22 protein-coding genes and 1 pseudogene are annotated in these 26,877 nt (G+C 72.1%); 17 read left to right on the plus strand and 6 right to left on the minus strand.

Annotated features, from left to right (window positions below):
• A partial coding sequence (locus tag KDM41_05260) for a hypothetical protein (protein MCB1182821.1) occupies nucleotides 1–767 on the minus strand: 767 nt, incomplete at its 3' end.
• 175 nt (nucleotides 768–942) lie between these two features.
• Between KDM41_05260 and KDM41_05265 the strand changes: the two genes are divergently transcribed.
• The 14 genes from KDM41_05265 to hemA all read left to right on the plus strand — a co-directional run bounded on the left by KDM41_05265 (nucleotide 943) and on the right by hemA (nucleotide 17,528).
• Nucleotides 943–1,167, plus strand: coding sequence for a hypothetical protein (locus tag KDM41_05265; protein ID MCB1182822.1), 225 nt, complete (start codon nucleotides 943–945; stop codon nucleotides 1,165–1,167).
• 39 nt (nucleotides 1,168–1,206) lie between these two features.
• A complete protein-coding gene (locus tag KDM41_05270) occupies nucleotides 1,207–1,497 on the plus strand; it encodes a hypothetical protein (protein ID MCB1182823.1) in 291 nt (96 codons plus the stop codon).
• Entirely contained in the window at nucleotides 1,494–2,825 is a 1,332-nt protein-coding gene (locus KDM41_05275; GenBank protein MCB1182824.1) for a hypothetical protein, read from the plus strand. The genes KDM41_05270 and KDM41_05275 overlap by 4 nt, the downstream gene beginning before the upstream one ends.
• 116 nt (nucleotides 2,826–2,941) lie before the next feature.
• A complete protein-coding gene (locus tag KDM41_05280; protein ID MCB1182825.1) occupies nucleotides 2,942–5,782 on the plus strand; it encodes a PKD domain-containing protein in 2,841 nt (946 codons plus the stop codon).
• Nucleotides 5,783–6,157: 375 nt separating this feature from the next.
• On the plus strand, nucleotides 6,158–7,096 hold the full coding sequence (gene hemC / locus KDM41_05285; protein ID MCB1182826.1) for a hydroxymethylbilane synthase: 939 nt from the start codon (nucleotides 6,158–6,160) through the stop codon (nucleotides 7,094–7,096).
• 5 nt (nucleotides 7,097–7,101) lie between these two features.
• On the plus strand, nucleotides 7,102–7,839 hold the full coding sequence (locus KDM41_05290; GenBank protein ID MCB1182827.1) for a uroporphyrinogen-III synthase: 738 nt from the start codon (nucleotides 7,102–7,104) through the stop codon (nucleotides 7,837–7,839).
• The gene (gene hemB, locus KDM41_05295; protein ID MCB1182828.1) at nucleotides 7,836–8,813 is read left to right on the plus strand and encodes a porphobilinogen synthase; all 978 of its coding nucleotides are present in this window, start codon (nucleotides 7,836–7,838) and stop codon (nucleotides 8,811–8,813) included. Before KDM41_05290 ends, hemB begins: the two co-directional genes overlap by 4 nt.
• 1 nt (nucleotide 8,814) lies before the next feature.
• Nucleotides 8,815–10,092 carry a glutamate-1-semialdehyde 2,1-aminomutase gene (gene hemL / locus KDM41_05300; GenBank protein MCB1182829.1) on the plus strand — a complete coding sequence of 426 codons (1,278 nt, stop codon included), beginning with the start codon at nucleotides 8,815–8,817 and terminating at the stop codon, nucleotides 10,090–10,092.
• A 5-nt stretch (nucleotides 10,093–10,097) separates the two neighbouring features.
• The gene (hemE, locus tag KDM41_05305; protein MCB1182830.1) at nucleotides 10,098–11,132 is read left to right on the plus strand and encodes a uroporphyrinogen decarboxylase; all 1,035 of its coding nucleotides are present in this window, start codon (nucleotides 10,098–10,100) and stop codon (nucleotides 11,130–11,132) included.
• 73 nt (nucleotides 11,133–11,205) lie between these two features.
• Nucleotides 11,206–12,579 (plus strand): oxygen-independent coproporphyrinogen III oxidase, encoded by a 1,374-nt coding sequence (hemN, locus tag KDM41_05310; GenBank protein ID MCB1182831.1) that lies wholly within the window; start codon nucleotides 11,206–11,208, stop codon nucleotides 12,577–12,579.
• Between the two features lie 51 nt (nucleotides 12,580–12,630).
• On the plus strand, nucleotides 12,631–13,746 hold the full coding sequence (gene hemH, locus KDM41_05315) for a ferrochelatase (protein MCB1182832.1): 1,116 nt from the start codon (nucleotides 12,631–12,633) through the stop codon (nucleotides 13,744–13,746).
• Nucleotides 13,730–15,208, plus strand: a complete 1,479-nt coding sequence (gene hemG / locus KDM41_05320) for a protoporphyrinogen oxidase (protein ID MCB1182833.1) — start codon at nucleotides 13,730–13,732, stop codon at nucleotides 15,206–15,208. The genes hemH and hemG overlap by 17 nt, the downstream gene beginning before the upstream one ends.
• On the plus strand, nucleotides 15,208–16,140 hold the full coding sequence (ccsA, locus tag KDM41_05325) for a cytochrome c biogenesis protein CcsA (GenBank protein ID MCB1182834.1): 933 nt from the start codon (nucleotides 15,208–15,210) through the stop codon (nucleotides 16,138–16,140). The genes hemG and ccsA overlap by 1 nt, the downstream gene beginning before the upstream one ends.
• A complete protein-coding gene (gene hemA / locus KDM41_05330; GenBank protein MCB1182835.1) occupies nucleotides 16,137–17,528 on the plus strand; it encodes a glutamyl-tRNA reductase in 1,392 nt (463 codons plus the stop codon). The genes ccsA and hemA overlap by 4 nt, the downstream gene beginning before the upstream one ends.
• A gap of 86 nt (nucleotides 17,529–17,614) precedes the next feature.
• Here the strand turns inward: hemA and KDM41_05335 are convergent, their stop codons facing one another.
• Both KDM41_05335 and KDM41_05340 read right to left on the minus strand, forming a co-directional pair.
• On the minus strand, nucleotides 17,615–17,917 hold the full coding sequence (locus tag KDM41_05335; protein MCB1182836.1) for a hypothetical protein: 303 nt from the start codon (nucleotides 17,915–17,917) through the stop codon (nucleotides 17,615–17,617).
• Between the two features lie 243 nt (nucleotides 17,918–18,160).
• Nucleotides 18,161–18,460, minus strand: coding sequence for a hypothetical protein (locus KDM41_05340; protein MCB1182837.1), 300 nt, complete (start codon nucleotides 18,458–18,460; stop codon nucleotides 18,161–18,163).
• 376 nt (nucleotides 18,461–18,836) lie between these two features.
• Here KDM41_05340 and KDM41_05345 point away from each other — a divergent pair, with 376 nt between their 5' ends.
• Together KDM41_05345 and KDM41_05350 are read left to right on the plus strand one after the other, a co-directional pair.
• Entirely contained in the window at nucleotides 18,837–19,199 is a 363-nt protein-coding gene (locus KDM41_05345; GenBank protein MCB1182838.1) for a hypothetical protein, read from the plus strand.
• Nucleotides 19,200–19,313: 114 nt separating this feature from the next.
• Nucleotides 19,314–20,036 (plus strand): annotated as a pseudogene (locus KDM41_05350) (isoprenylcysteine carboxylmethyltransferase family protein).
• 100 nt (nucleotides 20,037–20,136) lie between these two features.
• Here KDM41_05350 and KDM41_05355 read toward each other — a convergent pair.
• The 3 genes from KDM41_05355 to KDM41_05365 form a co-directional block, all read right to left on the minus strand.
• On the minus strand, nucleotides 20,137–22,965 hold the full coding sequence (locus KDM41_05355) for a serine/threonine protein kinase (GenBank protein ID MCB1182839.1): 2,829 nt from the start codon (nucleotides 22,963–22,965) through the stop codon (nucleotides 20,137–20,139).
• Nucleotides 22,962–23,540, minus strand: coding sequence for an RNA polymerase subunit sigma-70 (locus tag KDM41_05360; protein ID MCB1182840.1), 579 nt, complete (start codon nucleotides 23,538–23,540; stop codon nucleotides 22,962–22,964). Before KDM41_05360 ends, KDM41_05355 begins: the two co-directional genes overlap by 4 nt.
• 199 nt (nucleotides 23,541–23,739) lie before the next feature.
• Entirely contained in the window at nucleotides 23,740–24,900 is a 1,161-nt protein-coding gene (locus KDM41_05365; protein MCB1182841.1) for a twin-arginine translocation signal domain-containing protein, read from the minus strand.
• A gap of 166 nt (nucleotides 24,901–25,066) precedes the next feature.
• Here KDM41_05365 and KDM41_05370 point away from each other — a divergent pair, with 166 nt between their 5' ends.
• The gene (locus KDM41_05370) at nucleotides 25,067–26,818 is read left to right on the plus strand and encodes an alpha/beta hydrolase (protein MCB1182842.1); all 1,752 of its coding nucleotides are present in this window, start codon (nucleotides 25,067–25,069) and stop codon (nucleotides 26,816–26,818) included.
• Nucleotides 26,819–26,877 lie beyond the last annotated feature (59 nt).

Below are 26,877 nucleotides of genomic sequence, written 5' to 3' on the forward strand. Positions count from 1 at the left end.
GGCTCCCGGCCCCAGGTGGCCACGAAGGCGCGCGCCAGACCCGCTGCCGCCGTCGGCACGTACAGGCGGCCGTCCTCGCCGGTGTCCAGGGCCGCGCGCAGCAGCCGACCCCGCACCACGTCGATGCGCCCGAAGCCCGCGGCCAGCGCCATGCGCGGGCGCTGCCGCGGTGCGGGCGGTTGCCGCCGCAGGGCGCGCGACAGGTCCACGAGCCGATCGACGCCGTCGCGGGGCACGACCTCGCGGTACAGGCGCCACGCCTCGCGCACGCGGGCGAGGTCCTGGGCCACCACCGGCGCCTCGGCCGGGCGGACGCCGGGCAGGGAAGCGGCGTCGGGGCCGTCGGCGTCCAGCAGTTCGGGCCGCTCGGCGAGGCGGGCTTCGTCGAAGAACGCCACCAGTTCGCGGGCCAGGCCCGGGGCGCTCTCGGGGCGCTCGGCCAGCCAGGGGAGCCGGGCCAGGCGGGGCGCCAGCACGAGGGGCCGCAGGCGGTCGTCGGGGATCCGGTCGGCGTCCAGGCCGGTGGCCGTGGCCATCTCCAGGGCCCAGCGCGTCGGGGTGACGATGCGCGGCAGCAGCACGACACCACCCGCCGCCCGCTCCAGCAGCAGGTGCCCCAGGTCACGGCAGGCGCGGCTGCCGGGCAGCAGCACGAGGGCAGCGGCGAGGTCGCCGCCGGCCGCCCCCGGCAGGGCAGAGAGGTCGGCGGCCAGCTGGTCGAGGGTGTCCGTGGCGAAGGGAACGGGGATGACGCGCGGCGGGGCCATTTGACGCTGTCGGCTCGCTCGGGTTAGAGTGATGGGCCCACCCGGACGCCGCCGGCGGCGCCGAACGGGGCCCGGGACCCAGCGGGCGATTGTGCGGCAGCACCGCCCCCAAGTCAACGGCGACCGGCCGCCTGCGGGCGCGCGAGCGCCCTCACCACAGCGGAAGCAGACAACCATGCGCCCCTTCGCCCCCGCCGCCCTCTGCGCCACCCTCGGCCTGGTCCTCGTCCTGTCGGTCGGCTGCAAGGACGACCCGGCCGCGCCCCGTGACCTGTCCGGGGCGCTGCCCGACTTCAGCCTTCTGGACGTGAACCCCACCTCGGCCACGTCCGCCGCGGCCGTCTCGCCGCGGGACTACCTGGACGAGGTCTCGGCCTGGTACTTCGGCCACGCCACCTGAAGCTACTGCCGGAGCCAGTTCGGTCTCCTCGATTCGCTCATGCAGGATCTGGCCGCCATGTCGTCGCCGCCCGCCGTGCACATCCTCGGCGTCAACCAGCTCGGGCACGAGAGCGCCAACGATCTCGTCTGCCAGGGCCGCGATCTGCCCTGGCTGCAGGAAACCCTCGACGACCAGGTGTGGAACAAGTGGAAGGTGACCTACCGCGACGTGGTGGTGCTCGACCGGAACAACCGGCCGGCCGCCGTCTTCAACCTGACCGTGCACGACCTGGCCCGCCCCGCCGACTACGACTCGCTGCGCGCGCTCCTGCTCGAGGTGGCCCGATGACACCCGGCGGCCGGCGGCGCGGCGCGCGCCTCGCGCCGGCCGCGGTGCTCGCGGTGCTCGCGGGACTGGCCCTGGTGGCCCCCGGCTGCGGCGACGAAGTGCGCGCGCCGACGGCCCCGCCCCCCGCGCCGAGCCTGGTGGTGCGCGTGGTCGACGCCGGGGCCGACACGGCCGTCGCCGGCCTGAAGGTGGCCGTGTGCGACGGCGCCGCCATCCGGCCCCTGGCCGATCCGGCCCGCACCGACGCCGCCGGCTGCACCCGCTGGCCCCTGGCCGCCACGAACACGACACGGGTGCTCGTCTTCGCAGGCGACGAGTGGCTCATCGCGCGCCAGGGCGACTGGTGGAGCGCCCTGCCCGGCGCCGGCGCACCCGACACGGTGCTCGTCGAGTTGCAGCGGGGACTCCCCAGCGACGGCCTGCCGCGCTTCCGCGGCACGGTGGTCGATGCGGCGACGGGCGCACCGCTCTCGCAGGTCTTCCTCGGGGACCGCCCCTGGCTGCTGGCCTACGGCGGCGTCTCGGGTCCCGACTGCGACATGACCGGGCCCGACGGCGCCTTCAGCGTCGAGGAGATCGGGATCACGATCGATCCGACCACGGGCAACCTGCAGCAGCTGCAGCCCCTGGTGATCAGCCGCGAGGGCTACCGGCCCATCGCCTGGCTGCATCGCTTCGCCACCGGCGACCGCGACCTCGACGTGGTCGGCCTGCGGATCGAGCTCGAGCCCGTCGCGCCCACCGACACCGGCGCCCTCACCGGCCGCGTGTTCCGGGAGGCGGAACCGGCGGCCGGCGTCGCGGTGGGCCTGGGCGGCATCACCGGCTTCGGCACCCTGGGTGCGAACAAGTCGGGCTTCGGCCTGCCCGGGCGCGTCACCCGCACCGACAGCACCGGGCGCTACCTCTTCACGGGGCTGCCCGCGGGCAACTACGTCGTGCAACCGGGCTACCTCTATCAGGACGGCGTGCTGCTCCCCCTGCAGGAGGGCGCCCACGGCTACGCGGTGGCCCGCGACGACACCGCCGAGGTCGACGATCTGCTCGTGCTGCCCGAGGTCATCATCCCGGGCGGGGCGACCGACGGCATCCCGTCGTTCTCGGGCGCGGCCACGTTCCGCTGGCTGGCCACGGCCCCCGGCCGGACCTACGAGATCTTCGTGGACGGCGAGCCGATCGCCGCCACCGTCGACACGACCGTCACCTGGACCTTTCCGCCGCGCTTCCCCGCGGGACTGCACCGGCTGTGGATCGACGTGCGCGACGGCGACCGCTACGCCGGCGGTTCCGAGCGGAGTTGGGTCTTCCGCCACCTGCCCGCGGATTGAACGGCAGGGGCGGATTGCGGCCGCTCGTGATTCTTGTGTGAAGGATTTGCGGCATGATGCCGAAAACGATGAGTCTGCAACGCCACCCGGCACCCCTACCCCCTGCGAGGTCGACCATGCGCGTCCCGTTCTTCCTGATGCTGTCGTGTGCCCTCTTCCTGGCCGTCGGCGCCGCCGGCGCCGCCGACGGACTGCCCGCGGGGCCGCGCTCCTGGGCGCCGGTCCAGGACGGCTTCGTCGCCGACGCCCCGGCCGTCCCCCAGTGGCTGCCCGACCGCGTCCTGATCCAGCTGACGCCCGAGAGCTATCAGATCGCCAGCCTCCCGCGCCCCAACGACAAGGCCATGGGTCCGCTGCGCACCGGCATCGCCTCCCTGGACGAGGCCCTCGACGCGTCCCGGGTCACGGGCGCCCGCATCGCCTTCCCGGCGGTGAAGAACGCCGCCCTCGCCGCGAGCCTCGGCACGAACCGCTGGCTCGTGCTCGACCTCGCCCGCGGCAGCGACGTCCCGGCCGTGGCCCGGGCCCTGGCGGCCGATCCGGCCGTGGCCGAGGCCCTGCCCGATCTGGTGGCGTTCCCGTCGGTGGCCCCCAACGACACCTACTACGGCATGAATTGGGGCCACAACAACACGGCCCAGCTCAACGACCTGGACTGGGGCGGGACCTACGGCCACACGTTGCCCGGCACCGTGGGCACGCCGGGCTTCGACGCCAACGCCGAGGCGGCGTGGAACGGCGCCCAGGGCTACGGCGACCCGGCGGTGGTCATCGCCATTCTCGACACCGGCGTCGATCCGGGCCATCCGGACCTGGTGCAGACCACGGGCTACGACTTCGGCGACCTGGACAACAACCCGGCCGACGACAGCGCCGCCGCCGGCCACGGCACCGCCTGCGCGGGCGTGGCGGCGGGCATCGCCGACAACATCATCGGCGTCGCGGGCGTGGCGGGCGGCTGCACGATCATGCCCCTGAAGGTGGCGAACTCGGCGGGCAGCCTCGGCTTCTCGGCCATCACCAACGCCATCTACTACGCCGCCGACAACGGCGCCGACATCCTGAGCATGAGCTTCGGCGCGGCGACCACCGCCTACGCGCCCACCGACGCGGCCGTGGCCTACGCCTTCTCCCTGGGCTGCACCATGCTCGCGGCCACCGGCAACAACAACAACGCCCAGATCGAGTACCCCGCCTACAACCCCAACGTGATCGGCGTGGGCGCCGCGTCGCCCTGCGGCGAGCGGAAGCGTTCGTCGAGCAGCAGCGGCGAGGTCAACCCGGGCGTCAGCACCGACCCCAACGGCTACACCTGCGACGGCGAGCGCTGGTGGGGCTCGTCGTACGGCTCCACCGTGGCCGACCACCAGGGCGCGGTCGACGTCATCGCGCCGACGATCCTGCCGACGACCGACATCCAGGGCGCGGCGGGCTACGACCCCGGCTCCTACAGCGGCTGGTTCAACGGCACCTCGTGCGCGACGCCCTACGCGGCGGGCGTGTGCGCCCTGATCAAGTCGGCCAACCCCGGCTTCTCCCCCACCCAGATCCGCAACCAGCTCGTGAACACGGCCCAGGACGTGGTCAGCGTCGAGTCGGTGGTGGGCTGGGACCGCTACGCGGGCTACGGCATGGTCGACGCGGCAGCCGCCGTGGGCGCCGTGGTCAACCCCGGCGCCGTGGCGGCCTTCTCGGCCAGCGACACCACCGGTTGCGCGCCGTTGCTGGTGACGTTCACCGACGAGTCGGTCGGCACCATCAACACCTGGACCTGGACCTTCGGCGACGGCGGCGTGAGCGGGAACCAGAACCCGACCCACACCTACACGGCCGCCGGCACCTACAACGTCACCCTCGCGGTGACCAGCGACGACGGCGACGACATCCTGACGAAGACCGGCTACATCGTCGTGGGCGAGACGCCCGGCGTGGCCTTCTCCAAGTCGACCCAGTTCGTGCCGGCGGGCACGCCCGTCGCCTTCACCGACGAATCGACGGGCGATCCGGACACCTGGCTCTGGGTGTTCGGCGACGGCAACACGTCCACGGCGCAGAACCCGTCGCACGCGTTCAGCGTCCCGGGCGTGTACTACGTGAAGCTGATCGCCACGAACGCCTGCGGTCCCGACTCGCTGGTCGATCCGAACTTCCTCGTGGTCACCGCGCCGCCGGGCCCCGTGGCCGACTTCGGCTTCGACCCGAGCGGCGGCTGCGCACCGGTGACCGTCGCCTTCACCGACGCCTCGACCGGCGCTCCCACGGGCTGGCTGTGGAGTTTCGGCGACGGCGCCACCTCCACGCTGCAGAACCCGAGCCACGAGTACACGGTGCCCGGCACGTACGACGTGAGCCTGGTGGCCACCAACGCCGGCGGGACCGACACCCTGACGGTGGCCGGGGCGGTGACCGTCGGCGGCGGGCCGGTGGTCGCGGCCTTCGCCTGGTCGGACACGCTGGTGGCCTATCCGGCCGACATCACCTTCACCGACCAGTCGACCGGCGGCGTGACGAGCTGGCTGTGGAGCTTCGGCGACGGTGCCGTCGACTCGGTGGCCAGCCCGGTCCACACCTACACGGCGAGCGGCGACTTCGACGTGACCCTCATCGTGTCGAACGGCTGCACGGCCGACACCCTCACCGTGGCGGCGGCCATCCAGGTGAACGGCGCCAGCGGGGTGGGCGACCGGGTCGCGGCGCGGTTCGGCCTCGGGGCCAACTACCCCAACCCGTTCAACCCGAGCACGACGCTGGTCTACAGCCTCGAGCGGCCGGGCCATGCCCGGCTCGAGATCTACGACGTCTCGGGCCGGCGGCTGGCCACCCTCGTCGACGCCGACCGGGCGGCCGGACGGCACGAGGTGGTGTGGCGGCCGGAGGACCTGCCTTCGGGCGTCTACTTCTCCCGCCTGACGGTCGCCGGCCGCACCGACACGCGGCGGGTGACGCTGCTCAAGTAGTCCCGGTCCGGATCCCGGCCGCCCGCCATTTGAGGGGAGGGACGGCGCGGGTATCCGCCGACGGCCGCCGGAGACTTCGGTTTCCGGCGGCCGTTTCCGTGAGCCCCCCCCGCGGGGAGCGGATTCCGGCCGGATCCGGCCGACCCGGCCCCCGCCGCCCCGGGGAAGGATTCCGCCGATGTGCTCTCAACCCGTTGTCCTGAATAAGCTTCGCCAAACTGCCCAACATGGAGTAGGATTTTCTCCGGAATCCGGACGGTTTTGTTTGAAAATAGGTTATTTTTCTAACAACTTATGACCGATGGATGACACGGGCCGGAGCCGGAAGCCTTAATATCCGGCGGCAAACGGCAGGTTCGAACGAGGAGAGCGATCTTGGCAGACACACGGCAAGACACGATTTGTCGCATCGGCACCCGCGGGAGCGACCTGGCCCTGTGGCAGGCCCACACGATCAAGGGGCTGCTGGCCGATCTCGGCGTCGCCACCGACCTGACCATCATCAAGACCCGGGGCGACAGGATCGACAACGTGCCCTTCTCGAAGCTCGAGGGGAAGAACTTCTTCACCAAGGAGCTCGAGGACGCCCAGCTCGACGGCCGCGTGGACATGGCCGTGCACTCCCTGAAGGACCTGGCCACCGACATGGTGCCGGGCCTGGCCCTGTGCGCCCTGGTCGGCCGGGAAGACCCCCGCGAACTGCTGCTGGCCCGCCCGGAGGCCATCGATCCCGCCCGGGCCGCCGCCGGCGAGGTGCTGCCCCTGAAGGACGGCGCCGTCATCGGCACCAGCGCCGCTCGCCGGCAGGGCCAGGTGCGCGACCTGCGCCCGGACCTGGTGATCAAGGACCTGCGCGGCAACGTCCCCACGCGCATCAACAAGTTGCGCGAGGGCCAGTACGACGCGATCCTGCTGGCGCGGGCCGGCGTGCACCGCCTGGAGCTGGACGTGTCCGACCTGGACACCCGCCCCCTGGACGTGCGCGCCTTCGTGCCCGCCCCGGCCCAGGGCATGCTGGGCATCCAGTGCCGCGCGGGCGACGCCTGGGAGGCCGAACTCCAGCGGCTCGACGTGGGCGATGCCGGCCGGGGTGTCCTGGCCGAGCGCCGGCTCCTGAACCAACTCGAGGGCGGCTGCCACATTCCCTTCGGCGCCAACATCCAGGGTGCCGGCGACAGCTGGCACCTGGAGATCTACTACGCCGACGACGCGGCCTCCGAGCGCGCGCCCCTGCGGTTCAGCGCCGACGGCGCCGATCCCGAGGAACTGGCCGATCGGGCCTGGCGCGAGATCACGGCCTACCGGAAGGGCTGACGGCCTTGGCGGACACCGCACGCATCGTCCTGACCCGCGAACGCGAAGCCAACCGCCCCTGGGAGGATCGGCTGGCCGCGGCGGGACGGGACTGCGCGGTGCTGCCCCTGGTGGCGTACACCGCCCTGCCCGCCCCGGCGGAAACGGACTTCGCGGGCTATGATTGGGTTCTGTTCACCTCGCCCCAGGGCGTGCGGGCCTTCGCGGGCCTGGCACCCCGCCTGGGCGAGGCGCGCCTGGGCGCCCTGGGCCACGGCACGGCCCGGGCCGTGGCCGAGGCCGGCTGGACCGTCGCCTTCGATCCCGGCCTGCGCGACGGCGCCGAGTTCGCGGCGGCCTTCGTCGCCACGGCCGACGCCCCCGCGCGGATCCTGATGCCCGGACCCGAACGGCGGATCACCGCTCCTTTCGAGATCCTGGCGGCGGCGGGTCATACGGTGACCGGGCTGCCCCTCTACGCCACCGGCCCGGTGCCCGCGGCGGAGATCGCCGCGGCGGAGATCCGCCCTGGCGACGTGCTCTTCTTCTGCAGCCCCTCGGCCGTGCGCGCCTTCGCCGCGGCCCGGGACGACAGACCGCGGTGCGTGGCCATCGGCGCCACCACCGCCACGGCGTGCCACGCGGCCGGCTTCGATGCGGCCGTCGCCGACACGCCCGACCTCGAGGCGATGGTGCGGGCCGCGGGACTCGAACCCCTGCCCGCGCCGGAATCTGAACCCGTCCAACCGGAGAGGCAGTCATGAACCTCAACGAACGCCCCCGCCGCCTGCGGAACAGCCCCGCCATGCGCGAACTGACGGCCGAGACCAGTGTCGAGGCCCGGCACCTCATCACGCCCCACTTCGTGGTCGGCGGCACGGGCATCTCCCACGAGATCGGCTCCATGCCCGGCGTGAACCACGTCTCGGTGGACAAGCTGGTCGACGAGGTCGCCCGCGACATGGAACTGGGCCTGAAGTCGCACCTCCTGTTCGGCGTGCCCGAGAACGCGGAGAAGGACCACCACGGCAACGCGGCCCTCGACGAGAAGGGCCCCGTGGCCGCCGGCCTGCGCGCGCTGAAGGAGAAGTTCGGCGCCGACGTCATCACCATCTCGGACGTGTGCCTCTGCGCCTACACCGACCACGGCCACTGCGGCTTCCTGGAGAACGGCACCGTGGTGAACGACGCCTCGGTGGAGCAGCTGGCGAAGATGGCCCTGATGCACGCCCGCAACGGCTGCGACATCGTCTCGCCCAGCGACATGATGGACGGCCGCGTGGGCGCCATCCGCGACCTGCTCGACGACAACGGCTTGACCAGCACGGCGATCCTGGCCTACAGCGCCAAGTACGCCAGCGCCTACTACGGCCCCTTCCGCGACGCCTGCGACTCGGCCCCCCAGGGCGACCGCAAGACCTACCAGATGGACCCGCGCAACGGCCGCGAGGCGGTGCTCGAGACCCTGCTCGACCTGCAGGAGGGCGCCGACATGGTCATGGTCAAGCCGGCCCTGGCCTACCTCGACATCATCACCCGCGTGCGGGCCGAGGCCCTGGTGCCGGTGGTGTGCTACAACGTGTCGGGCGAGTACTCGCTGGTGAAGAACGCGGCGGCGAACGGCCTGGTCGACGAGGCCGCGATCGTCAGGGAGAACCTGCTGGCCATGCGCCGCGCCGGCAGCGACCTGATCATCACCTACCACGGGCGCGAGGCGCTGCAGAAGGGCTGGATCTGACATGAGCAACGCGAACTGGTGGGAGCGGGCACAGAAGGTGATCCCGGGCGGGGTGAACTCGCCGGTCAGGGCGTTCAAGTCGGTTCCGGGCGACCCGGTCTTCTTCAAGCACGCCAAGGGCTGCCGCTTCGTCGACGAGGACGGCCGCGAGTACATCGACTGGTGCCTGAGCTGGGGTCCGCTGATCCTGGGCCACGCCGACAAGCACGTGGAGCTGGCCGCCGTCGAGGCCATCACCGAGGGCGCCAGCTTCGGCGCCCCGTCGCGGCGCGAAGTGGAACTGGCCGAGGCCTTCCTGCTGCGCATGCCCCACTTCGACCAGGTGCGCTTCGTGAGCTCGGGCACCGAGGCCGTCATGAGCGCCATCCGGCTCGCGCGCGGCTTCACCGGCCGCGACGTGATCGTCAAGTTCGTGGGCTGCTACCACGGCCACGTGGACAGCCTGCTGGTCGAGGCCGGCAGCGGCCTGGCCACCTTCGGCACCCCCAGCAGCGCCGGCGTGCCGGCGGGCTTCACCGACAGCACGGCGGTGCTGCCGCTGGACGACGTGCCGGCCCTCGAGGCCTTCTTCGCCGCCAACGGCGACAAGGTGGCCGCCGTCATCATCGAGCCGTTCCCGGCCAACGCGGGCCTGCTCATCCAGACGCCCGAGTTCCTGCAGGCCTGCCGCGACCTGACGACGAAGCACGGCGCCCTGCTCATCTTCGACGAGGTCATCACCGGCTTCCGCGTGGGCCGCAGCGGCGCCGCGCCCGTCCTGGGGATCACCCCGGACATGGGCACCTATGGCAAGATCATCGGCGGCGGCTTCCCCGTGGGCGCCTACGCCACGCGCCGCGAGATCATGGACCACGTCAGCCCCAACGGTCCGGTCTACCAGGCCGGCACCCTGAGCGGCAACCCCGTGGCCATGGCCGCCGGCCTCGCCACCCTCACGCGCACCGCCACCTCCGACTTCTACGACGAGCTCGAGCGCAAGGGCGCCCGCCTGCAGGAGGGTCTCGAGAAGGCCGCCCGGGACAACGGCGTCACGGCCACCGTGGTGCGCCAGGGCTCGCTGATCTGGACCGTGTTCCAGGACGAGGCCCCGCGCAGCTTCGCCGCCATCGACGGCACGAAGATGGCGATCTACGGCCGCCTGCACCGCGACCTGCTGGACCGCGGCGTGTACCTGGCCCCGTCCGGCTGGGAGGTCGCCTTCGTGAGCGCCGCCCACACCGACGACGACATCGACCTGACGGTGAGCGCCGTCAACGACACCTTCAAGTCCTGGAGTTGAGTACCGTGAGTAACGTCAAGGACAGCATCTTCCTCAAGAACCTCCGCGGCGAGCCCACCGACCGCACCCCCATCTGGGTCATGCGCCAGGCCGGACGCTACCTGCCCGAGTACATGAAGGTGCGCGAGAAGTACTCGTTCAACGAGCTCTGCCGGACGCCCGAGGCGGCCTGCGAGGTGACCCTGCAGCCCATCCGGCGCTTCGGCTTCGACGCGGCGATCATGTTCTCCGACATCCTGACGCCGCTGGAGGCCATGGGCGCCCCCTTCGATTTCTCGCAGGGCGGCCCGAAACTGGAACGGCCCGTGCGAAGCGAGGGCGAGATCCGGGCATTGCGCACGTACGACGCGCGCGAGGGCACCGACTTCGTGGCCGCCGCCATCAAGCTGATGAAGGCCGAACTGGGCGACAAGACGCCCCTGATCGGCTTCTCCGGCTCCCCCTTCACCCTGGCCTCGTACCTGATCGAGGGGGGCGGTTCGAAGGAGTACGAGAACCTCAAGACCATGCTGTACAGCCGGCCCGAGCTGCTCCAGGAGTTGCTGGACAAGCTCGGTGAGCAGACATTGGACTACCTGCGCATGCAGGTCGAGGCGGGCGTGGACGCCGTGCAGGTCTTCGACACCTGGGGCGGCATCCTGCACCCGGCCGACTACGCCAAGCACGTGCTGCCGGTCGTCCGCCGGATCATGGACGGCCTGAAGGACACCGGGGTGCCCCGCATCTACTTCCTGAAGGGCAGCGCGCCGTTCAACCACCTGATCCGCGACCTCGACGTCGAGGCCTTCGGGGTGGACTGGACCCAGGACCTGAGCCGGGCCATCGACGAGATGGGCGGCAAGGCGGTGCAGGGCAACCTGGACCCCCTGGTGCTGTACGGCGACAAGAGCGAGATCCGGCGCCGGGCGCTGGAGATCTGCGAGAAGGGCACGGCGGCCCGCGGCCACGTGTTCAACCTGGGCCACGGCATCCTGCCGAAGGCCCCCATCGACGCGGTGGAGACCCTGGTCGAGACGGTCCAGGGCTTCCGGCGGGTCTAGGACCGGAGAGACGACCACTCGCCCCACGCCGACCAGGTGCCGGGCGGGTTCGCGATACAGAAAGGCACCGAAGATGTCCCTGCACATCCCTGCCGAGTTCGTCGAGAAGTACAACAAGCCGGGCCCGCGCTACACGAGCTACCCCACGGTGCCGGCGTGGCAGCCGGGCTTCGGCCAGGACGACTACCGCGAGGCCCTGCGCGAGCTGGCCGCTGATCGTCCGGAAGATGAACTGGCCATCTACCTGCACCTGCCCTTCTGCGCCAAGGCCTGCCACTACTGCGGCTGCAACATGATCGTCGACCACACCAGGGGCGCGGTGGAGCTGTACCTCGACCGGGTGGAGCGCGAGCTGGCCATGGTGACCGACATCATCGGCACCGGCCGCAAGGTCGTGCAGTTCCACTGGGGCGGCGGCACGCCCAACTTCCTCAACGAGGCCCAGACCGAGCGGGCGCTGAAGCTCTTCCGCGACGCCTACGCCTTCCAGCCGGGGGCCGAGGTCTCCCTGGAGGTCGATCCGCGCATCGCCACGCCGGAGCAGGTCGCCTTCTTCCGGCAGGCCGGCTTCAGCCGCATCAGCCTCGGCGTGCAGGACTTCGACGTGGGCGTGCAGAAGGCCATCGGCCGCAACCAGGCCCGCGAGCGCACCGAGAAGGTGTACGCGGGCTGCCGCGACGCCGGCTTCGCGGGCGTGAACGTCGACCTGGTCTACGGCCTGCCCGGCCAGACCCGCGAGACCTTCCAGGACACCCTGACCGGCATCCTGGCCATGGCGCCGGACCGCGTGGCGTGCTTCAGCTACGCCCACGTGCCCTGGGTGCGCCCCAACCAGGAGAAGGTCGACACGACGATCATGCTCGAGGGGTACGACAAGTTCCAGCTCTTCATGCTGACGGTCGACATGTTCCAGGACGCCGACTACACCTGGATCGGCATCGACCACTTCGCGAAGAAGGACGACGAGCTCTCGGTGGCCCTGCGCGAGAAGAAGCTGCACCGGAACTTCATGGGCTACGCCACCAAACCCGCCCCCCACATGCTCGCCTTCGGCATGAGCGGCATCGGCGACGTGTGCGACCGCTTCGTCCAGAACGCGGCCGAGATGTCGCCCTGGGAGCAGGCCGTCGACGCCGGCGCGCTGCCCATCGTCAAGGGCCACAAGCTCAGCGAGGACGACAAGCTGCGCCGGATGACGATCCTGAACCTGATGTGCAACCTCGAGCTGCCCTGGTCGCTGACCGAGGCGAAGTACGGCGCGCCGGTGAACGAGCTGCTCGAGGAGAGTCTCGCCGCGCTGCCGCCGCTGATCGAGGACGGCCTCTGCGTGATGGACGACACCGGCCTGCGCATCACGCCCAAGGGCCGCTACTTCGTGCGCAACGTGGCCATGACCATGGACGCGTACCTGGACAAGGGGAAGGCGATCTTCTCGAAGACCGTCTAGCGACGACGACGATCAATCCTCGGCACAGGGTCAGGGACGAGGTTCAACGTTTTGGCCAATCAGAAGCGCTCGATCGACAAGTACGGACGCGACCGGCTCGATCCCCGCAGGGTGACCGGGCTGGTCTTCTGCGGCATGGGCGGCCCCGACGGCCCCGACGCCGTGGAGCCCTTCCTGCGCAACCTCTTCGCCGACCCGGAGATCTTCCCCCTGCCGCGCCTGATCGCCGGCTTCGTGGGCGGCCGGATCGCGAAGAAGCGCGCCCCCAAGGTGGCCGGCGACTACGCCCGGATCGCCAGGGACTCGATCACGCCCCAGCTGCCGATCACGCGCCGCCAGGCCGCGCGGGTGGCCGCGGCCCTCGCGCGGACCGGACGCCGCACCATCCCGGGCATCGCCATGCGGTACTGGCATCCCTTCCCCGACGCCGCGACCCGCGAGCTGCGCGCCGCCGGCGCCGAGCAGTACCTCGTGGTGCCCATGTACCCCCAGTTCAGCTGGTCGACCAACGGCAGCACCCTCGACTTCGTGCTCGACGGCCTGCGGCGCGGACACCCCGACGCGCCCGTGCACATCGTGCCCGACTGGCACCTGCTCGACGGCTACGTCAGGGCCCTGGCGGCCCCGGCGGTGCGCAACCTCTCGGCCTGGGCGGCGGCGGGCGAGGATCCGGCCACGACCGGCTTCTTCTACGTGGCCCACTCCATGCCCGAGAGCTTCATCCGCAAGGGCGACCCCTACCTCGACCGCACCCTCGAGACGGTGGCCGCCGTGCACGCGGTCGTGCGGCGCGAGGTGGCCGCGGCCGGCCACGGCGCCTGGCTCGACGCCCTGATGGCCGGGGGCGCCGCGAGCAAGCTCGTCTTCCAGAGCAAGGTCGGCCCCATCAAGTGGCTCGGCCCCGAGATCGCCGAAGAGACCCCGCGCCTGGCCGGCGAGGGGCTCCGGCGGCTCTTCGTGCAGCCGGTGAGCTTCACCTGCGAGCACATCGAGACCATGCTCGAACTGGGCATCGACCTGAAGGAGACGGCCCACGCGGCCGGCATCGCCGACTTCCGGCGCGGGCCCGCCCTGAACCTGAACGCCACGTGGCTCGACGGCCTGACCGCCCTGCTGCTCGACGAGGCGTTCGCCCCGGAGGTGGAGTCCCTTGCAGCCGACTCCTGAGCGCGCGCCCCGGCGGATCGCCGTGATCGGCGGCGGCGTGGCCGGTCTGGCCACCGCCCTCGACCTGCTCGACCGCGCCGACGCCTCCGGCGCCGCGATCGCCGTCACGGTTTTCGAGCGCGGCCCCGCGCCCGGCGGCAACCTGCAGACCATCCGCGAGGACGGCTGGCAGCTCGAGTGGGGACCGAACGGCTTCCTCGACAACGAGCCGGCCACCTTGCGCCTCGTCGCACGGCTGGGTCTGGACGACGACCTCGTGCGCAGCAGCGACGCCGCCCGCCGGCGCTTCCTCCTCGTCGACGGCCGCCTGCAGGAGATCCCCACCTCGCCCGGCGCCTTCCTCGGCTCGCGGCTGCTGCCCCTCGGCGGCAAGCTGCGCATGGCCCGCGAGCTCTTCGTGCCGCCGCGGCGCGACCTGGGCCGGGCCGCCGTCGATCCGGCCACCGACGAGACCATCGCCGAGTTCGGGCGCCGGCGCCTGGGCCCGGCCTTCACCGAGATCATGCTCGACCCCATGGTGAAGGGCATCTTCGGAGGCGAGGCCGAGGAGCTCAGCCTGGCCGCGGCCTTCCCCCGCATGGTCGAACTCGAGCGGGACCACGGCGGGCTCTTCAGGGCCATGATCGCCCTGGGCCGCCAGCGCAAACGCGAGAAGAAGTCGGCCACCGACGCCGGGCCCAGCGGCACCCTGCACTCGTTCCGCGGCGGCATGGGCCAGCTCGTCGGCACGCTGGCGCGGACCCTGGCCGACGACCCGCGCGCCGCGGTCCTGACCGACGCCGATGTCTCCTCCCTGACGCGCGACGGCGACGGCTGGACCGTCCACGTCGGCGGCGCCGCCCAGGGGCCCTTCGCCGCCGTCGTCGAGGCCTCGCCCGCCCACGCCGCGGCCCGGCACCTGCGGGCCGTGGACGAGCGGCTCACCGAAGTCCTCGATCGCATCCCCTACGCGCCCATGGCCGTGATCGCCCTCGGCTTCCGCCGCGAGAACGTGGGGCACGACCTCGACGGCTTCGGACTCCTGGTGCCCGGCCGCGAGAACCGCGACCTGCTCGGCGCCCTGTGGACGAGCAGCATCTTCCCGGGCCGCGCCCCGGCGGGACACGTGCTGCTGCGCTGCATGGCCGGCGGCGCGGGCAATCCCGGCGTCATGGAGCTCGACGACGCGGCCATGACCGACCTCATCCTGAGCGAGCTGCGCCCCCTGCTGCACCTGAAGGGCGCACCGGCCATGGTGCGCGTGATCCGGCACGAGCGCGCGATCGCCCAGTACACGCGCGGGCACCTGGCGCGCCTCGCGCGGCTCGACGAGCTGGCGGCCGGACAGCCCGGCCTGCACCTGACGGGCAGCTCGTACCGGGGCGTGTCCGTGAACTACTGCCTGAAGGAAGCGGAACTCGCCGCCGACCGCGTGTTGGCGGCCCTGGCGCGGCCCGACGCGGCCGCAGCGGAGGTGGTGTGATGGGAGTGCTCCACTCGGTCTTCCTGGTCCTGCTGCCCATGGTGTACCTCGTGGTGTGGGCCACCTACATGTGGCTCTTCCTCAAGGACCACCCCCTGGCGCGACGCCTGGCGACCCGGCTGGCCCTGACCGCGGTCGTGCTCGACCTGGCGGCCGAGATCCACCAGGCCTTCGAACTGCAGCGGCTGCCCATGGGCAGCCCGCTGGAGTTCATGGGCCTGCTGGCCTGGGCCCTGCTCGCGACCTATCTGGTCATCGAGAAGCGGCTCGGGGCGAAGAACACCGGCTTCCTCATCACCGGCATGGCCTTCCTGCTGCGCTTCCTCTCGAGCGCCCTGACGCGTCCCGTGCACGAGGCCAGTCCGTTCCTCTCGGATCCGGGCTTCGCCGGCCACGCCGTGCTGATCCTCCTGGCCTACACGGCCCTGAGCCTCAGCTTCCTCTACGCCATCCTGTACCTGATCCTGGCGCGGCAGCTCATGCGGCGCCAGTTCGGCCTGCTCTTCCGGCGGCTGCCGTCGCTGGACATCCTCGAGCGCATGAGCATCGGCGGCGTCGAGCTGGGCCTGCCGCTGCTCTTCCTCGCCCTCTGCCTGGGCCACCTGTGGATGTACGACCTGGCCGAACGCGTGAGCCCCGAGATGGCCGCCATGCTCAGCCCGTGGGATCCGAAGATCCTCGCCACCTGGGTGATCTTCCTGGCCTACGTGGCCGGCCTGGCGGGCTACCACTTCCTGGGCTGGCGGGGCCGGCGCATGAACATCATGGCCGTCGTGGGCTACCTGACGGTGATGGCCGCCATGGGCGCCATCCAGCACTTCTTCCCGAGCTTCCACAAGTTCCGGCCCGATCCGGCGCGGGCCGAGACGGGCCTGCTGCGCGAGGGACCGGCCGCTGCCGACCACCTGCAGGTGCCCGGAGGTCGGGGATGACCCATCTGACGACCCTGCACGTCCGGAGCATCAACCACAAGTACGCCCCGACCGAGGTGCGCGAGAAGGCGCACATCGAGGAGGACAAGGCGGTCGCCCTCATGCAGGTCATGAGCGAGCAGCCGGCCGGCGAGGGTCGTCCGGCCGTGGGCATCCCGGGCTGCGTGTCGGTGATCCCCGTCTCGACCTGCAACCGCACCGAGATCTACCTCGAGGTGCGGCAGGGCCACGACGCCGACGGCATCCTGCGCGCCGGCCTCGAGACCGTGGGCCTGGACACGAACCTCTTCCTCGGCGCCTACGCCCAGAAACTCGACGGCCTGCCCGCCATCGAGCACCTGTTCCGCGTGTCGGCGGGCCTGGAGAGCATGATGCTGGGCGAGCCCCAGATCTCGGGCCAGCTGAAGGACGCCTACCGCCTGGCGCGCGGCCGCGGCGAGGTGGGACCGGGCCTGCTCCGGGCCTTCCAGGGCTCGTTCCGCGCCGGCAAGCGCGTGCGCACCGAGACGAAGATCTCCACCGGCGCCGTGAGCGTGGCCTTCGCCGCGGTCGAGCTGGCGCGCAAGTTCTTCGACCACCTCAGCCACCAGCGGGCGGCCCTGGTCGGGGCCGGCGAGACCGGCGCCCTCGCGGCGCGGCACTTCCTGCAGCACGAGATCGGCGAGCTCACCGTGGTCAACCGCAGCCACGACAGGGCGGTGGCCCTGGCCGAGACCCTCATGGCCGAGAAGCTGGCCGGCCTGGGGCGCACGGCCCGCGAGGGCGGCGTCGATCCGGCCACCATGCCCCCGCTCGAGAACGACGGCACGATCAAGGCCCGCCCGTGGGAGGAACTGACCGACGCCCTCGCCCACGCCGACGTGATCCTCAGCACCACCGGCGCCACCGAGCCCGTGATCACGCCCGACATGGTCGAGATCGCGGTGCACCGGCGGAAGGGCAAACCCCTGTTCCTGCTCGACATCGCCGTGCCGCGCGACATCCATCCGGACGTGGCGCGGGTGCGCGGCGCCTTCGTCTTCGGCCTCGACGACCTCGACGAGATCATCGAGGGCAACCTGGCCGCGCGGCAGGGCCAGGTCCCCCAGGCCGAGCGCATCATCCGCGAGGAGATCGTCGAGTTCCAGCAGTGGCTCGACGACGTCGACCTGCGCCCGACGGTGGCCGAGTTCCGTTCCTATCTCGAGGAACTGAAGGACAAGCAGGTGGGCTTCGTGCGCAAGAAGCAGAGCGACGAGGTGGCCGCGGCCGTCGACGCCAGCCTGCAGCAGTTCATCAAGAAGGTGCTCGGGCGCTCCATGGCGACCCTGAAGGCGGCCGACTCGCGCGAGGAGCGCGAGCGCGACCTGAAGACGCTGCGGCGGATCTTCGGGGAGAACGACGACTGACCGGTGGCGCCGGCCCGCTGCGGACGTGAAGGCGCCCCGGTCGCTTTGGACCGGGGCGCCTTAGTTGTTACGGGTTCCCGGCCGGCCTAAGAGCCGGCGTAGGGGCAGGCGCCCGCCAGGTAGTCCGCGTCGGCGAGGCAGCTGAGGTCGCCCTTGACCAGGGCGTCGGGGCGGCCGCTCCCCTCCATCACGACCGGCTGGCTCCCGCCGTCGCCGGCCAGGAAGTCCGCGTCGAGGAGCGGATGGAAGGAGGCTTTGACCGGGGTGGCGTCCAACCCGCCGACGACGTGGTTCTCGGCGTCCGCGATGGGGTCGAATTCGGCGGCGGCGGCGGCTCCGGCCAGGGTCAGGGTGGCGGTGAGCGCCAGGATGGTGGTCAGGGTCTTCATGGGGGCATCCCTTCGTCCGTGTGATGCCGGTGGCCCGGCGTTGTCGTTGCCCTCCAGTCGCAATACCGGTGCCAGGCGCGATCCGGGCGGCAGGAGGCCGTCCCGGGCGCTGTGGCCGCCGGCGTTCGAGAATATTCGTCGCGGCGCCGGCGCACCGGTGAATATTCCCGAAGGATATGCGACGGCGCCCCGGTCGAACCTGACCGGGGCGCTGTCTTCCGCTCGGGAGGGACACCGTGCGGATCACCAGCCCGCGTCGGGGCACACGCCTGCGAGGTGATCGGCGTCCGCCAGGCCGTTGAACCCGATGTCCCCGGCGCTCGCGAGGTTGCGCGAGGGCCGCGAGACGGACATGACCGGCTCCTGGCCGGCCAGGTAGTCCGCGTCGAGGACGGCATCGAAGCCGGCCGTGACGAGGGTGCTCTCGAGACCGCCGGCCACCCAGTTCTCGGCGTCGGCGATGGGATCGAACTCGGCGGCGGCGGCGGCGCCGGCCAGCAGCAGCGCGGCGGTGAAGGCGGTGATCAGGGTGCTCTTCTTCATGGCGGTATCCTCTCGTCTATGTGCAGCCGGTCGCCCGGCGTCGTTGGCGGTGCGGGCAGGAGTCCCTTCCGTGCGGCGGGCCGTCGTGCGGCCCTTCTCCTGCGACCTGTTCGGAAGGGATATGGCGGGACGGCGGCGAGTGTGACCGTCGCCACGATTTTTTTCGGCGGGCGGTGCCGACGCCGGCCCCCTTGTGACCCGCCGCGCCATCTGCTATGCTGTGGGGGCTGCCAGCCTTCGCACGATCTGCACGGTCGCCGACCGGCTGCGGTCTCCGGATCGCACCCAGCCGGCGAGCCCGTTCCGGACGCCGCCGTCCCGTGCGCCAACCCCCTGAACCGGTGTCCACGACCGACCGGATCGAGGGGGTTTCCTCATGTCCGACCGCTCCTGCCGACCACACGTCTTCGTCCTGGCCGTCTGCGCCGGGGCCGCCTGCCTGGGTGCGGGCTGCGCGCCCTACACCGCGCCCCGCGATCGCGTCCCGCCACCGCGCCTGCCCGACGTCGTCATCGTCCTGCCGTGCCCGGAACCGCCACCCCCGCCCCCGGGCCAGGTCGGCGGCGACCATGAACGCGACCGGCCGCTCGAGCGCACGCCGCGGGACGACACCCGCACCAAGACCGAAGTCGCCGCCGACACGACGCCGACCCGCGACAAGCCTCCCGTGGAGCGGGGCGGCGTGCGCGCCGACCGGGGCGGCGGCCGTGGCGGCCGGGACACGCCCCGCAGGCGCTGAGCGGCGACGGCGGCGCGTCCGGCTTTTTTCGCAGCGGAGTGGCGGGTTCCGTCCGGGGATCGCGTAGGACGGGGCAAGCAACCCTGTCCACCCGATCCCCTGGAGGAGATCCCCATGACCCGCATCGCCGCGTTCCTGTACGGCGTCGTCTGCTACGCCGCCACCGTCGCCTCGCTCGTCTACGCCGCCGGCTTCCTCGCCAACATCGGCGTGCCCAAGTCCATCGACACCGCGCCGACGGCCGACACCCTGCGCGCCGTCCTGACCAACCTGGGCCTGCTCGGCGTCTTCGCGGTGCAGCACAGCGTCATGGCCCGGCAGGGCTTCAAGCGGCTGTGGACGAAGATCGTGCCCCAGACCATCGAACGCAGCACCTACTGCCTGTTCTCCGCCGTGGCCCTCGGCCTCCTGATGTGGCAGTGGCAGCCCATGGGCGGCACCATCTGGCACGTCGAGGCCGCCTGGGCCCGCTACCTGCTGTTCGGCCTGAGCCTCGTGGGCTGGGTGGGCGTGTACTACTCGAGCTTCCTGATCAACCACTTCGACCTGTTCGGCCTGCGCCAGGTGTGGCTGCACCTGCGCGGCCGCGAGTACACGCCCCTGGCCTTCCAGACGCCCACGCTCTACAAGTGGATCCGCCACCCCCTGTACCTGGGCCTGACCCTCGCCGTGTGGGCCACGCCGGACATGACCGTCACCCACCTGCTCTTCGCCGTGGGCGTGCTGGGCTACATCGTCGTGGGGATCCAGTTCGAGGAGCGCGACCTGATCGCGTCCCTGGGCACCCGCTACGCCGCCTACCGCCGCGCCGTGCCCATGCTGCTGCCCCTGCTGCGGCCGAAGAAGCTCGCCAAGGCCGGCTTCGCCTTCTTCGCCATCAAGGGCCTGCTCTGGCTGGCCATGCCCTTCATCGTGGTGCAGCTGGGGCTGTAGGAGGTCAGCGACGCGCGAGGCCGGTGCGGGCCTCGGCGATGAGGGGAGCCGCCTTCTCCGCCACCTCGGACCCGACAACGAGAGCCTCGGCCGTGTCGATCATGGTCGAGGCTTCCTCGTACCGGCCGATCTCGTCGAGGCAGCGGGCGCGGTCGAGCAGGGGTTCGATCTTCTCGTGCAGGAGGTCGGAGTCGCGGCCGACGGCGAAGGCGCGATCGAGGGTGGCGGCGGCCTCGGCGTGGCGGCCGAGGCGATGCTGGGCCTCGGCGAGGCCCTGCAGGGAATTGCTCAGGTAGCTGTGGTCCGGTCCGTACACCGCCTCGTAGATGCGCAGCGAGCGTTCGAAGCTGCCCATGGCCGCGACCGGTTCGTCCAGGGCCAGCTGCTCGAAGCCGAGGTTCTTCAGGGGCACGGAGTTCTCCGGGTCGTCAGGGCCGAGGGTGGTGTCGACCAGGGCGACGGCAGCGGCGAAGTTCGCGGCGGCGGCCGCGTGATCGCCGCGCTCGCGTTCGATCAGGCCCAGGTTGTTCAGGCACCAGGAGATCTGCACATGGGTCGGACCGAGCGACTCGCTCCAGACGGCCAGGGCCCGGCGCTGCTGCTCCTCGGCCTCGTCCAGGTGGCCGCGATCGCGGTTCAGGTTGGCCAGGTTCGTCAGCACGACGCCGATGTTCGGGTGCGTCTCGCCATAGATGCGGGACAGGATCGGCAGCGCCTCCTTGAGCAGCTGCTCGGCCCGCTCGAGATCGCCCTCGTAGCGCACGACGACGGCGTAGTTCACGCGCACCGCGGCCGGGACCGGGCTGCCCTCGGGGGCGGTGCGGTCGAGGACGACCAGCGCCCGCTCGAAATACTCCCGCGAGGCGGGGTAGTCGCGGGTCTCGCGCTTGACCAGGGCCAGGTGGTTCAGGCAGTTGCCCACCTCGAGGCTGCCGGGGCCGAAGGCCGTCTCGAGCACGGGCAGGGCCATCGTCATGAGGCTTTCGGCCTCGGCGAAGCGGTTGTCGCGGTAGGCGGACATGCCGAGCCAGTCGCGGGCCAGGGCGGTCTTGCCGTGGGCGGGGCCCAGCTCGGCCTCGCGGATGGCCAGGGCCTCGGCGAAGGCCGGCTCGGCCACGTCCGGCGCGCGCATGCGCTCGGCCACGCGGCCGCGGGCGAAGAGGGCGTCGGCCAGGGAGGTCCCGTCGGGGCCGGGATGGGCCCGCAGCGTCGCGATGGCGTCGTCGAGGATGGCCTGGGCCTCCTCGTAAAGGGCCAGCTCGCCGTACACCTCGCCGATCGTGGTCTCGAGGGAGGCCCGGATCTCCGGCTGGTCGGCCAGTTCGCCGGCGATGCGGGCGGCGCCGGCGTCGAGCAGGTCGCGGGCGGTGATGGCTTCGCCGCGGGCGCGGTCCGGCGCCGAGACCGAGAAGAGCTCGCGCATGAAGGCCGCGGTGCGGTTGGCCTTGGCGGCCTCCAGACGCGCGATGTCGCGTTCGTGGCCGAGGCGCGCCGTGTAGTGGACCGTCAGCCCCACGATGGCGGCCACGGCCGCCGTGGCCAGCACCGACGCCGCCGCGTTGCGCTGGAGGAACTTCCGCGCCCGGTAGGCGACCGTGTCCGGCCGCGCGCTGACCGTCTGGCCGGCCAGGAAGCGTTCGACGTCCTGCACGAACTGCTCGACCGAGGCGTAGCGCCGCTCGGGCTCCTTGCGCAGGGCCATGGCCAGGATCGTGTCGAGGTCGCCCGCCAGTTCGCGGCGCAGGCGCCGCAGCGACACCCGGCGCGTGCCTTCGAGCTCCACCGTGGACAGGGCCGCCGCGCCGGGCACGGTGTGGCCGTCGCGCCCCGGGCCGATCACCGTGCTCGCCCGCAGCGGCCGCTTCTCGGCGATCACCTTCAGCACCGCCAGATCGTCGCCCTCGGGCACGGTGTAGGGCCAGCGGCCCGTCAGGATGGTGTAGAGCAGCATGCCCAGCTGGTAGACGTCCGTGGCGGTGTTCACGCGGCCGCCGGAGATCTGCTCGGGGCTGGCGAAGGCGGGGGTCATGGCGCGCATCACCGAGCGGGTCACCCCCGCGTCGTCGTCCATGAGCTTGGCGATGCCGAAATCGAGCAGCTTCACGTGCCCGTCGCCGGTGACGAGGATGTTCGAGGGCTTGATGTCGCGGTGGACGACGAGGTTGCGGTGGGCGTGGGCCACGACGCGGGCGACCCGGATGAACAGGCGCAGGCGCTCCTTCACGGTCAGCCGGTGCTCGTCGCAGTAGACGTCGATGGGCAGGCCGTCGACGTACTCCATGACCAGGAAGGGATCGCCGCGCCCGGTCGCCCCCGCGTCGAGGAGGCCGGCGATGCCGGGGTGGGTGATCTGGGCGAGGATCTGGCGCTCGAGCTGGAAGCGCCGCAGCATCTCGGCGGAGGGGATGCCGGTCTGGAGGAGCTTCAGGGCGACCCACTGCTCGAAGTCGTCGCCCTGGCGCTCGGCGAGGTAGACGACGGCCATGCCGCCGCGACCGAGCTCCGAGACGATGCGGTAGGGCCCGATCGACTCGCCCACCAGGCTCGCGGCGGCCAGCTCGGCCCCCCGCTCGAGCTCGGCGGCGAAGGCCCCCGCGTGGGCGCCGCCCGTGTGCAGGGCCCGGGCCGCGTCGGGCTCCTCGCAGGCCCGCAGCAGGCGCCACACCACGTCGGCGAGGGCCGCGTCGCCCGCGCATTCGTCGTGCACGAAAACCTCACGGGCACGGCCCGTGAGGTCGAGGGCGCGATCGAAGATCTCGTCGGCCCGGCGCAGGTCCGGTCCCGGCGCCCCGTCGGGCGGGCCGGGATCCGGCGGCTCGTGGCGATCGCTCAACTGGGGCCCACCTCCGGCGCGCTGCCGAGCTCGGCCTGCAGCCAGGCCCGGGCGCGCATCCAGTCCCGCTGCACCGTGCGCAGCGAGGAGTCCAGGGCGGCGGCCGTCTCGGCCTCGCTCAGCCCCCCGAAGAAGCGGCACTCGACGACCCGCGCCAGGCGCTCGTTCACCTGGGCGAGGCGGGTCAGGGCGTCGTCCAGATCGGTCAGCCAGGCGGCGTCCTCGTCGGCCAGCGCCATGTCCTCCTCGAAGGTGACCATGGCCTGACCGCCACCCCGCTTGGCCGCCGTGCGCCGGCGGGCGCCGTCGGCCAGCACCTGGCGCATGGCGCGGGCGCTGATGGCCAGGAAGTGGTCGCGGTCGCGGCTGTCCAGGCCCTCCTGGCCCAGCAGCTTGAGGTAGAGCTCGTGCACGAGGCCGGTGGCCCCGAGGGTCATGGCCGGCGCGCCGCGGCGCAGCTGGCCGGCGGCCATGCGCTTGAGGTCCTTGTAGAGCAGGGGCACGATCCGGTCGAGGGCCGACTGGTCGCCGTCGCGGAACGACTGCAGGTGCATGGTGACCTGGTTCTCGAACATGGGTGGGACCTCCGGAACAGGGACGGGAGCCTCGGGAGAATGATAATCGAATTCAGGACGGCTGTCCTCGCGAATCCGGACGCGCATGCGGCCGGCACCGGGACCTACGCAGGCTGAGGTGCGATCCCGCCACGTCCCGGCGCCGAAAAAACACGGCGCCCCGGTGGGGGCGCCGTGCCGTGGCGGATTCCGTGGGGACCTAGCCGTGCTTCTCGTGCCAGGCCGCCAGCACCTCGGCCTCCTTCTCGGCCGGCAGGCCGGCGCGCCTGGTGACACCTTCGCGCCGGTCGTCCGGCAGCTCGTCGAACCAGGCCAGGGTGTCCCGGATCGTCTCGGCGTAGGGCCGGTAGACCAGGCCCGCCGCCACGGCCTTCGCGCAGCTGCGCAGACCGAAGGCCGCGTACTCGCCCTCGGGCGGCAGCCAGCAGGGCATGTTCATCCAGGCCGAGACCTCGTGCTCCTCGAGGAAGGCGTTGTCGGCCCAGGTGAAGGTGGCGTCCGACCCGGTCGCCTTGCGGCACTCCTCCAGGTAGGCCTTCATGGTCAGCTTGTTCTTCGGCTCGGGACCGGTCACGTCGAAGGTGCCGCCGGTGCGGTTCTCCATGCAGCGGACCTGGAAGGCGGTCAGGTCGCGACCGTCGATGATCTGGATCGGCGTGGCGCCGTCGCCGGGGGCCAGCACCTCGCCGCCCCGCCGCACGCGGACGGGCCAGTAGCCGCCGCGGAAGCTGAAGTCGCGCGGGCCCACGATCAGGCCGGGCCGGAAGATGGTGTGGTTGTCCGGATAGATGCGACGGATGCGGTTCTCGCACTCGGCCTTGAAGGGGCCGAAGAGGTCCCAGGTGAACTCGGTCTCGTCGGCGTTCGGGGCCTCGCCCACGGCGGCGGACTCGTCGGCGTCGGGCACCGAGTTGTCGACGTACACCGAGATGGACGACACGTAGCAATAGTGGCCGACGCTGCCCTTGAGCAGATCGGCCGTGGTCTCGACGATCTTCGGGATGTGGGGCCAGATGTCGATGCACACGTCCCAGGTGCGACCGCCGTCGATGGCCGCCTTCAGGGCGTCCAGACCATCGGCTTTCTCCGGATCGCGATCGCCGATCAGGCACTCCACGTCCGGGAAGAGGGTCTCGCTGCGGTTGCCGCGGTTGAAGAGGGTGACGGTGTGGCCGCCGGCGCGGAGGGCCTCGACGAGGTGGGGACCGGTCTGGCCGGTGCCGCCGAGGATGAGGACCTTCATGGGCTCGGCGGCGAAGAGCCGGCCGGACCAGGGCGCGGCCAGCGAGCCGAGGCCCAGGGCGGCGCCGGTCAGGGCCGAGGTCTTCAGGAACGTGCGGCGGGTCGAGCGGAGGGTCATGGCGGTCCTTTCGGCTGGTCGCGGGAGGCGGTCGTGTCGCGGGAGAATGGACCCCCTACGCACCGGCTGAGAATCGGTTTCAATTCGTCCGGGGCGAGCGTACACTGGCCCCGGGTCCGGGTCGAGTCCCGGGGCCGCCGCCCCACCGTGCGAAAGAAGGGACCCGATGCCGCGCCGTCACCTGCTCCCGCTCGCCGCCCTGCTGCTCCTGTTCGCCGCCGCCGGCCCCGCCGCCGCCGCGCCCGATCCCGCCGGCGTCTGGCTCGGCAGCCTGCAGGCCGGCGGCGCGACCCTGCGCCTGCGCTTCGACATCACCGGTTCCGCGGCGACGGGCCTGGCCGCGAGCATGACCAGCCTCGACCAGTCGTCGTCGGCCATCCCGGCGCGCATCGTCGTCGACGGCGCCGAGGTCCGGGTGCGGGTGCCGTCGATCTCCGGCGTCTTCGCGGGGACCCTTTCGACGGACGGCGACACCCTCGCCGGGCGCTGGTCGCAGCTGGGCCAGGACTTGCCCCTGGTCCTGACCCGCGACGCCGCGGCGCCGGCCGCGGTCGCGGCACCGCTCCCCGCCGCCCTGGCCGTCCACCCCTGGGCCGCCGGGCTGCCGGGGACCTGGATCGGCGCCCTGCACGTGAACGTGATCGAGCTGCGCCTGCAGTTCCACCTGACCGACGACGACGGCGAACTCGGCGTGACCATGGACAGCCTCGACCAGGGCGAGTCCGGCATCCCGGCCCTGGCCGAGCTGCACGCCGACCGCGAGGTCGTCTTCCGCTTCCCCTCGGCCGGCGCCCACTTCCGCGGGACCCTCGACGCCGCCGGCGACACCCTGCGCGGCGAGTGGGTGCAGGCCGGACAGGAGTACCCCCTCGTGCTGGGCCGCACGGCCGGTGCCACGCGCCTGCACAGGCCCCAGGAGCCCCAGCCGCCCTTCCCCTACACCGAGGTCGCGGTGAGCTTCGCCGGCGGTGCGGAGGGCGTGACCCTCGCCGGCACCCTGACCCTGCCGCCGGGCGAGGGGCCGTTCCCCGCGGCGGTGCTCGTGAGCGGCTCCGGCCCCCAGAACCGCGACGAGGAGCTGCTCGGCCACAAGCCCTTCCTCGTGCTCGCCGACCACCTGGCCCGGGCCGGCATCGCCGTGCTTCGCTGCGACGACCGCGGTGTGGCCGGCTCGACCGGCAACTTCTCCACCGCCACGACGGCCGACTTCGCCGCCGACGCGGCCGCCGCCGTCGGCTTCGCCCGGCGCCGGGCCGGGATCGACAGCACGGCCGTGGGCATCGTCGGCCACAGCGAGGGCGCCATGGTCGCGCCCATGGTGGCGGCCGGGCGGGGCGACCTCGGCTGGATCGTCATGCTGGCCGGGCCCGGGGTGTCCGGCCGGGAGATCCTCACCCACCAGACCGCGCTCCTGCTGCGGGCCGACGGTGCTCCCGAGGACCGGATCACGGCCGAGCTCGCCCGCTTCGAGACGGCCTTCGCCGCCATGGACGCCGAGCCCGACCCTGCGGAGCAGGCCGGCCGCATCAAGGCCGAACTGCTGGCCCGCGAGGCGGGCGCCGACCCCGACACCACGGCCCTGACCGGGCTCGCCTACCAGTTCGCCACGCCGTGGTTCCGCTGGTTCCTGGCCCAGGACCCCGCCGCGGTGATCGCGGCCGTGCCCTGCCCCGTCCTCGCCCTGTGGGGCGGCCTGGACCTGCAGGTCGACCCGGCGCAGAACCTGCCGGCGGTGGAGAAGGCCCTGTCCGGCGGCAGGAGCCCGCAGTGGGAGGTGCGCGAGCTGCCGGGCCTGAACCACCTCTTCCAGACGGCGACGACCGGCGCCATGAGCGAGTACGGGCGCAGCGAGGAGACCATGGCGCCGGCGGCGCTGGAGGCCGTCTCGACCTGGATCAGGAGCACGACCGGGCGCTGACCGTCGCGCCGGGGGAGATGCGAAGGGCGGACCCCGCGGGGCCCGCCCTCTTCGCTGCC

It is taken from the genome of bacterium (assembly GCA_020440705.1).
Classification (GTDB): Bacteria; Krumholzibacteriota; Krumholzibacteriia; order LZORAL124-64-63; family LZORAL124-64-63; genus JAGRNP01.

Coding starts and splice junctions, on each gene's coding strand:
- KDM41_05270 (MCB1182823.1), top strand. CDS start 1,207: ATGCAGGATCTGGCCGCCATGTCGTCGCCGCCCGCCGTGCACATCCTC.
- ccsA (MCB1182834.1), top strand. CDS start 15,208: ATGGGAGTGCTCCACTCGGTCTTCCTGGTCCTGCTGCCCATGGTGTAC.
- hemL (MCB1182829.1), top strand. CDS start 8,815: ATGAGCAACGCGAACTGGTGGGAGCGGGCACAGAAGGTGATCCCGGGC.
- KDM41_05340 (MCB1182837.1), bottom strand. CDS start 18,460: ATGAAGAAGAGCACCCTGATCACCGCCTTCACCGCCGCGCTGCTGCTG.
- KDM41_05370 (MCB1182842.1), top strand. CDS start 25,067: ATGCCGCGCCGTCACCTGCTCCCGCTCGCCGCCCTGCTGCTCCTGTTC.
- KDM41_05360 (MCB1182840.1), bottom strand. CDS start 23,540: ATGTTCGAGAACCAGGTCACCATGCACCTGCAGTCGTTCCGCGACGGC.
- KDM41_05335 (MCB1182836.1), bottom strand. CDS start 17,917: ATGAAGACCCTGACCACCATCCTGGCGCTCACCGCCACCCTGACCCTG.
- hemN (MCB1182831.1), top strand. CDS start 11,206: ATGTCCCTGCACATCCCTGCCGAGTTCGTCGAGAAGTACAACAAGCCG.
- KDM41_05265 (MCB1182822.1), top strand. CDS start 943: ATGCGCCCCTTCGCCCCCGCCGCCCTCTGCGCCACCCTCGGCCTGGTC.
- KDM41_05275 (MCB1182824.1), top strand. CDS start 1,494: ATGACACCCGGCGGCCGGCGGCGCGGCGCGCGCCTCGCGCCGGCCGCG.
- KDM41_05365 (MCB1182841.1), bottom strand. CDS start 24,900: ATGACCCTCCGCTCGACCCGCCGCACGTTCCTGAAGACCTCGGCCCTG.
- hemB (MCB1182828.1), top strand. CDS start 7,836: ATGAACCTCAACGAACGCCCCCGCCGCCTGCGGAACAGCCCCGCCATG.
- KDM41_05280 (MCB1182825.1), top strand. CDS start 2,942: ATGCGCGTCCCGTTCTTCCTGATGCTGTCGTGTGCCCTCTTCCTGGCC.
- hemA (MCB1182835.1), top strand. CDS start 16,137: ATGACCCATCTGACGACCCTGCACGTCCGGAGCATCAACCACAAGTAC.
- KDM41_05345 (MCB1182838.1), top strand. CDS start 18,837: ATGTCCGACCGCTCCTGCCGACCACACGTCTTCGTCCTGGCCGTCTGC.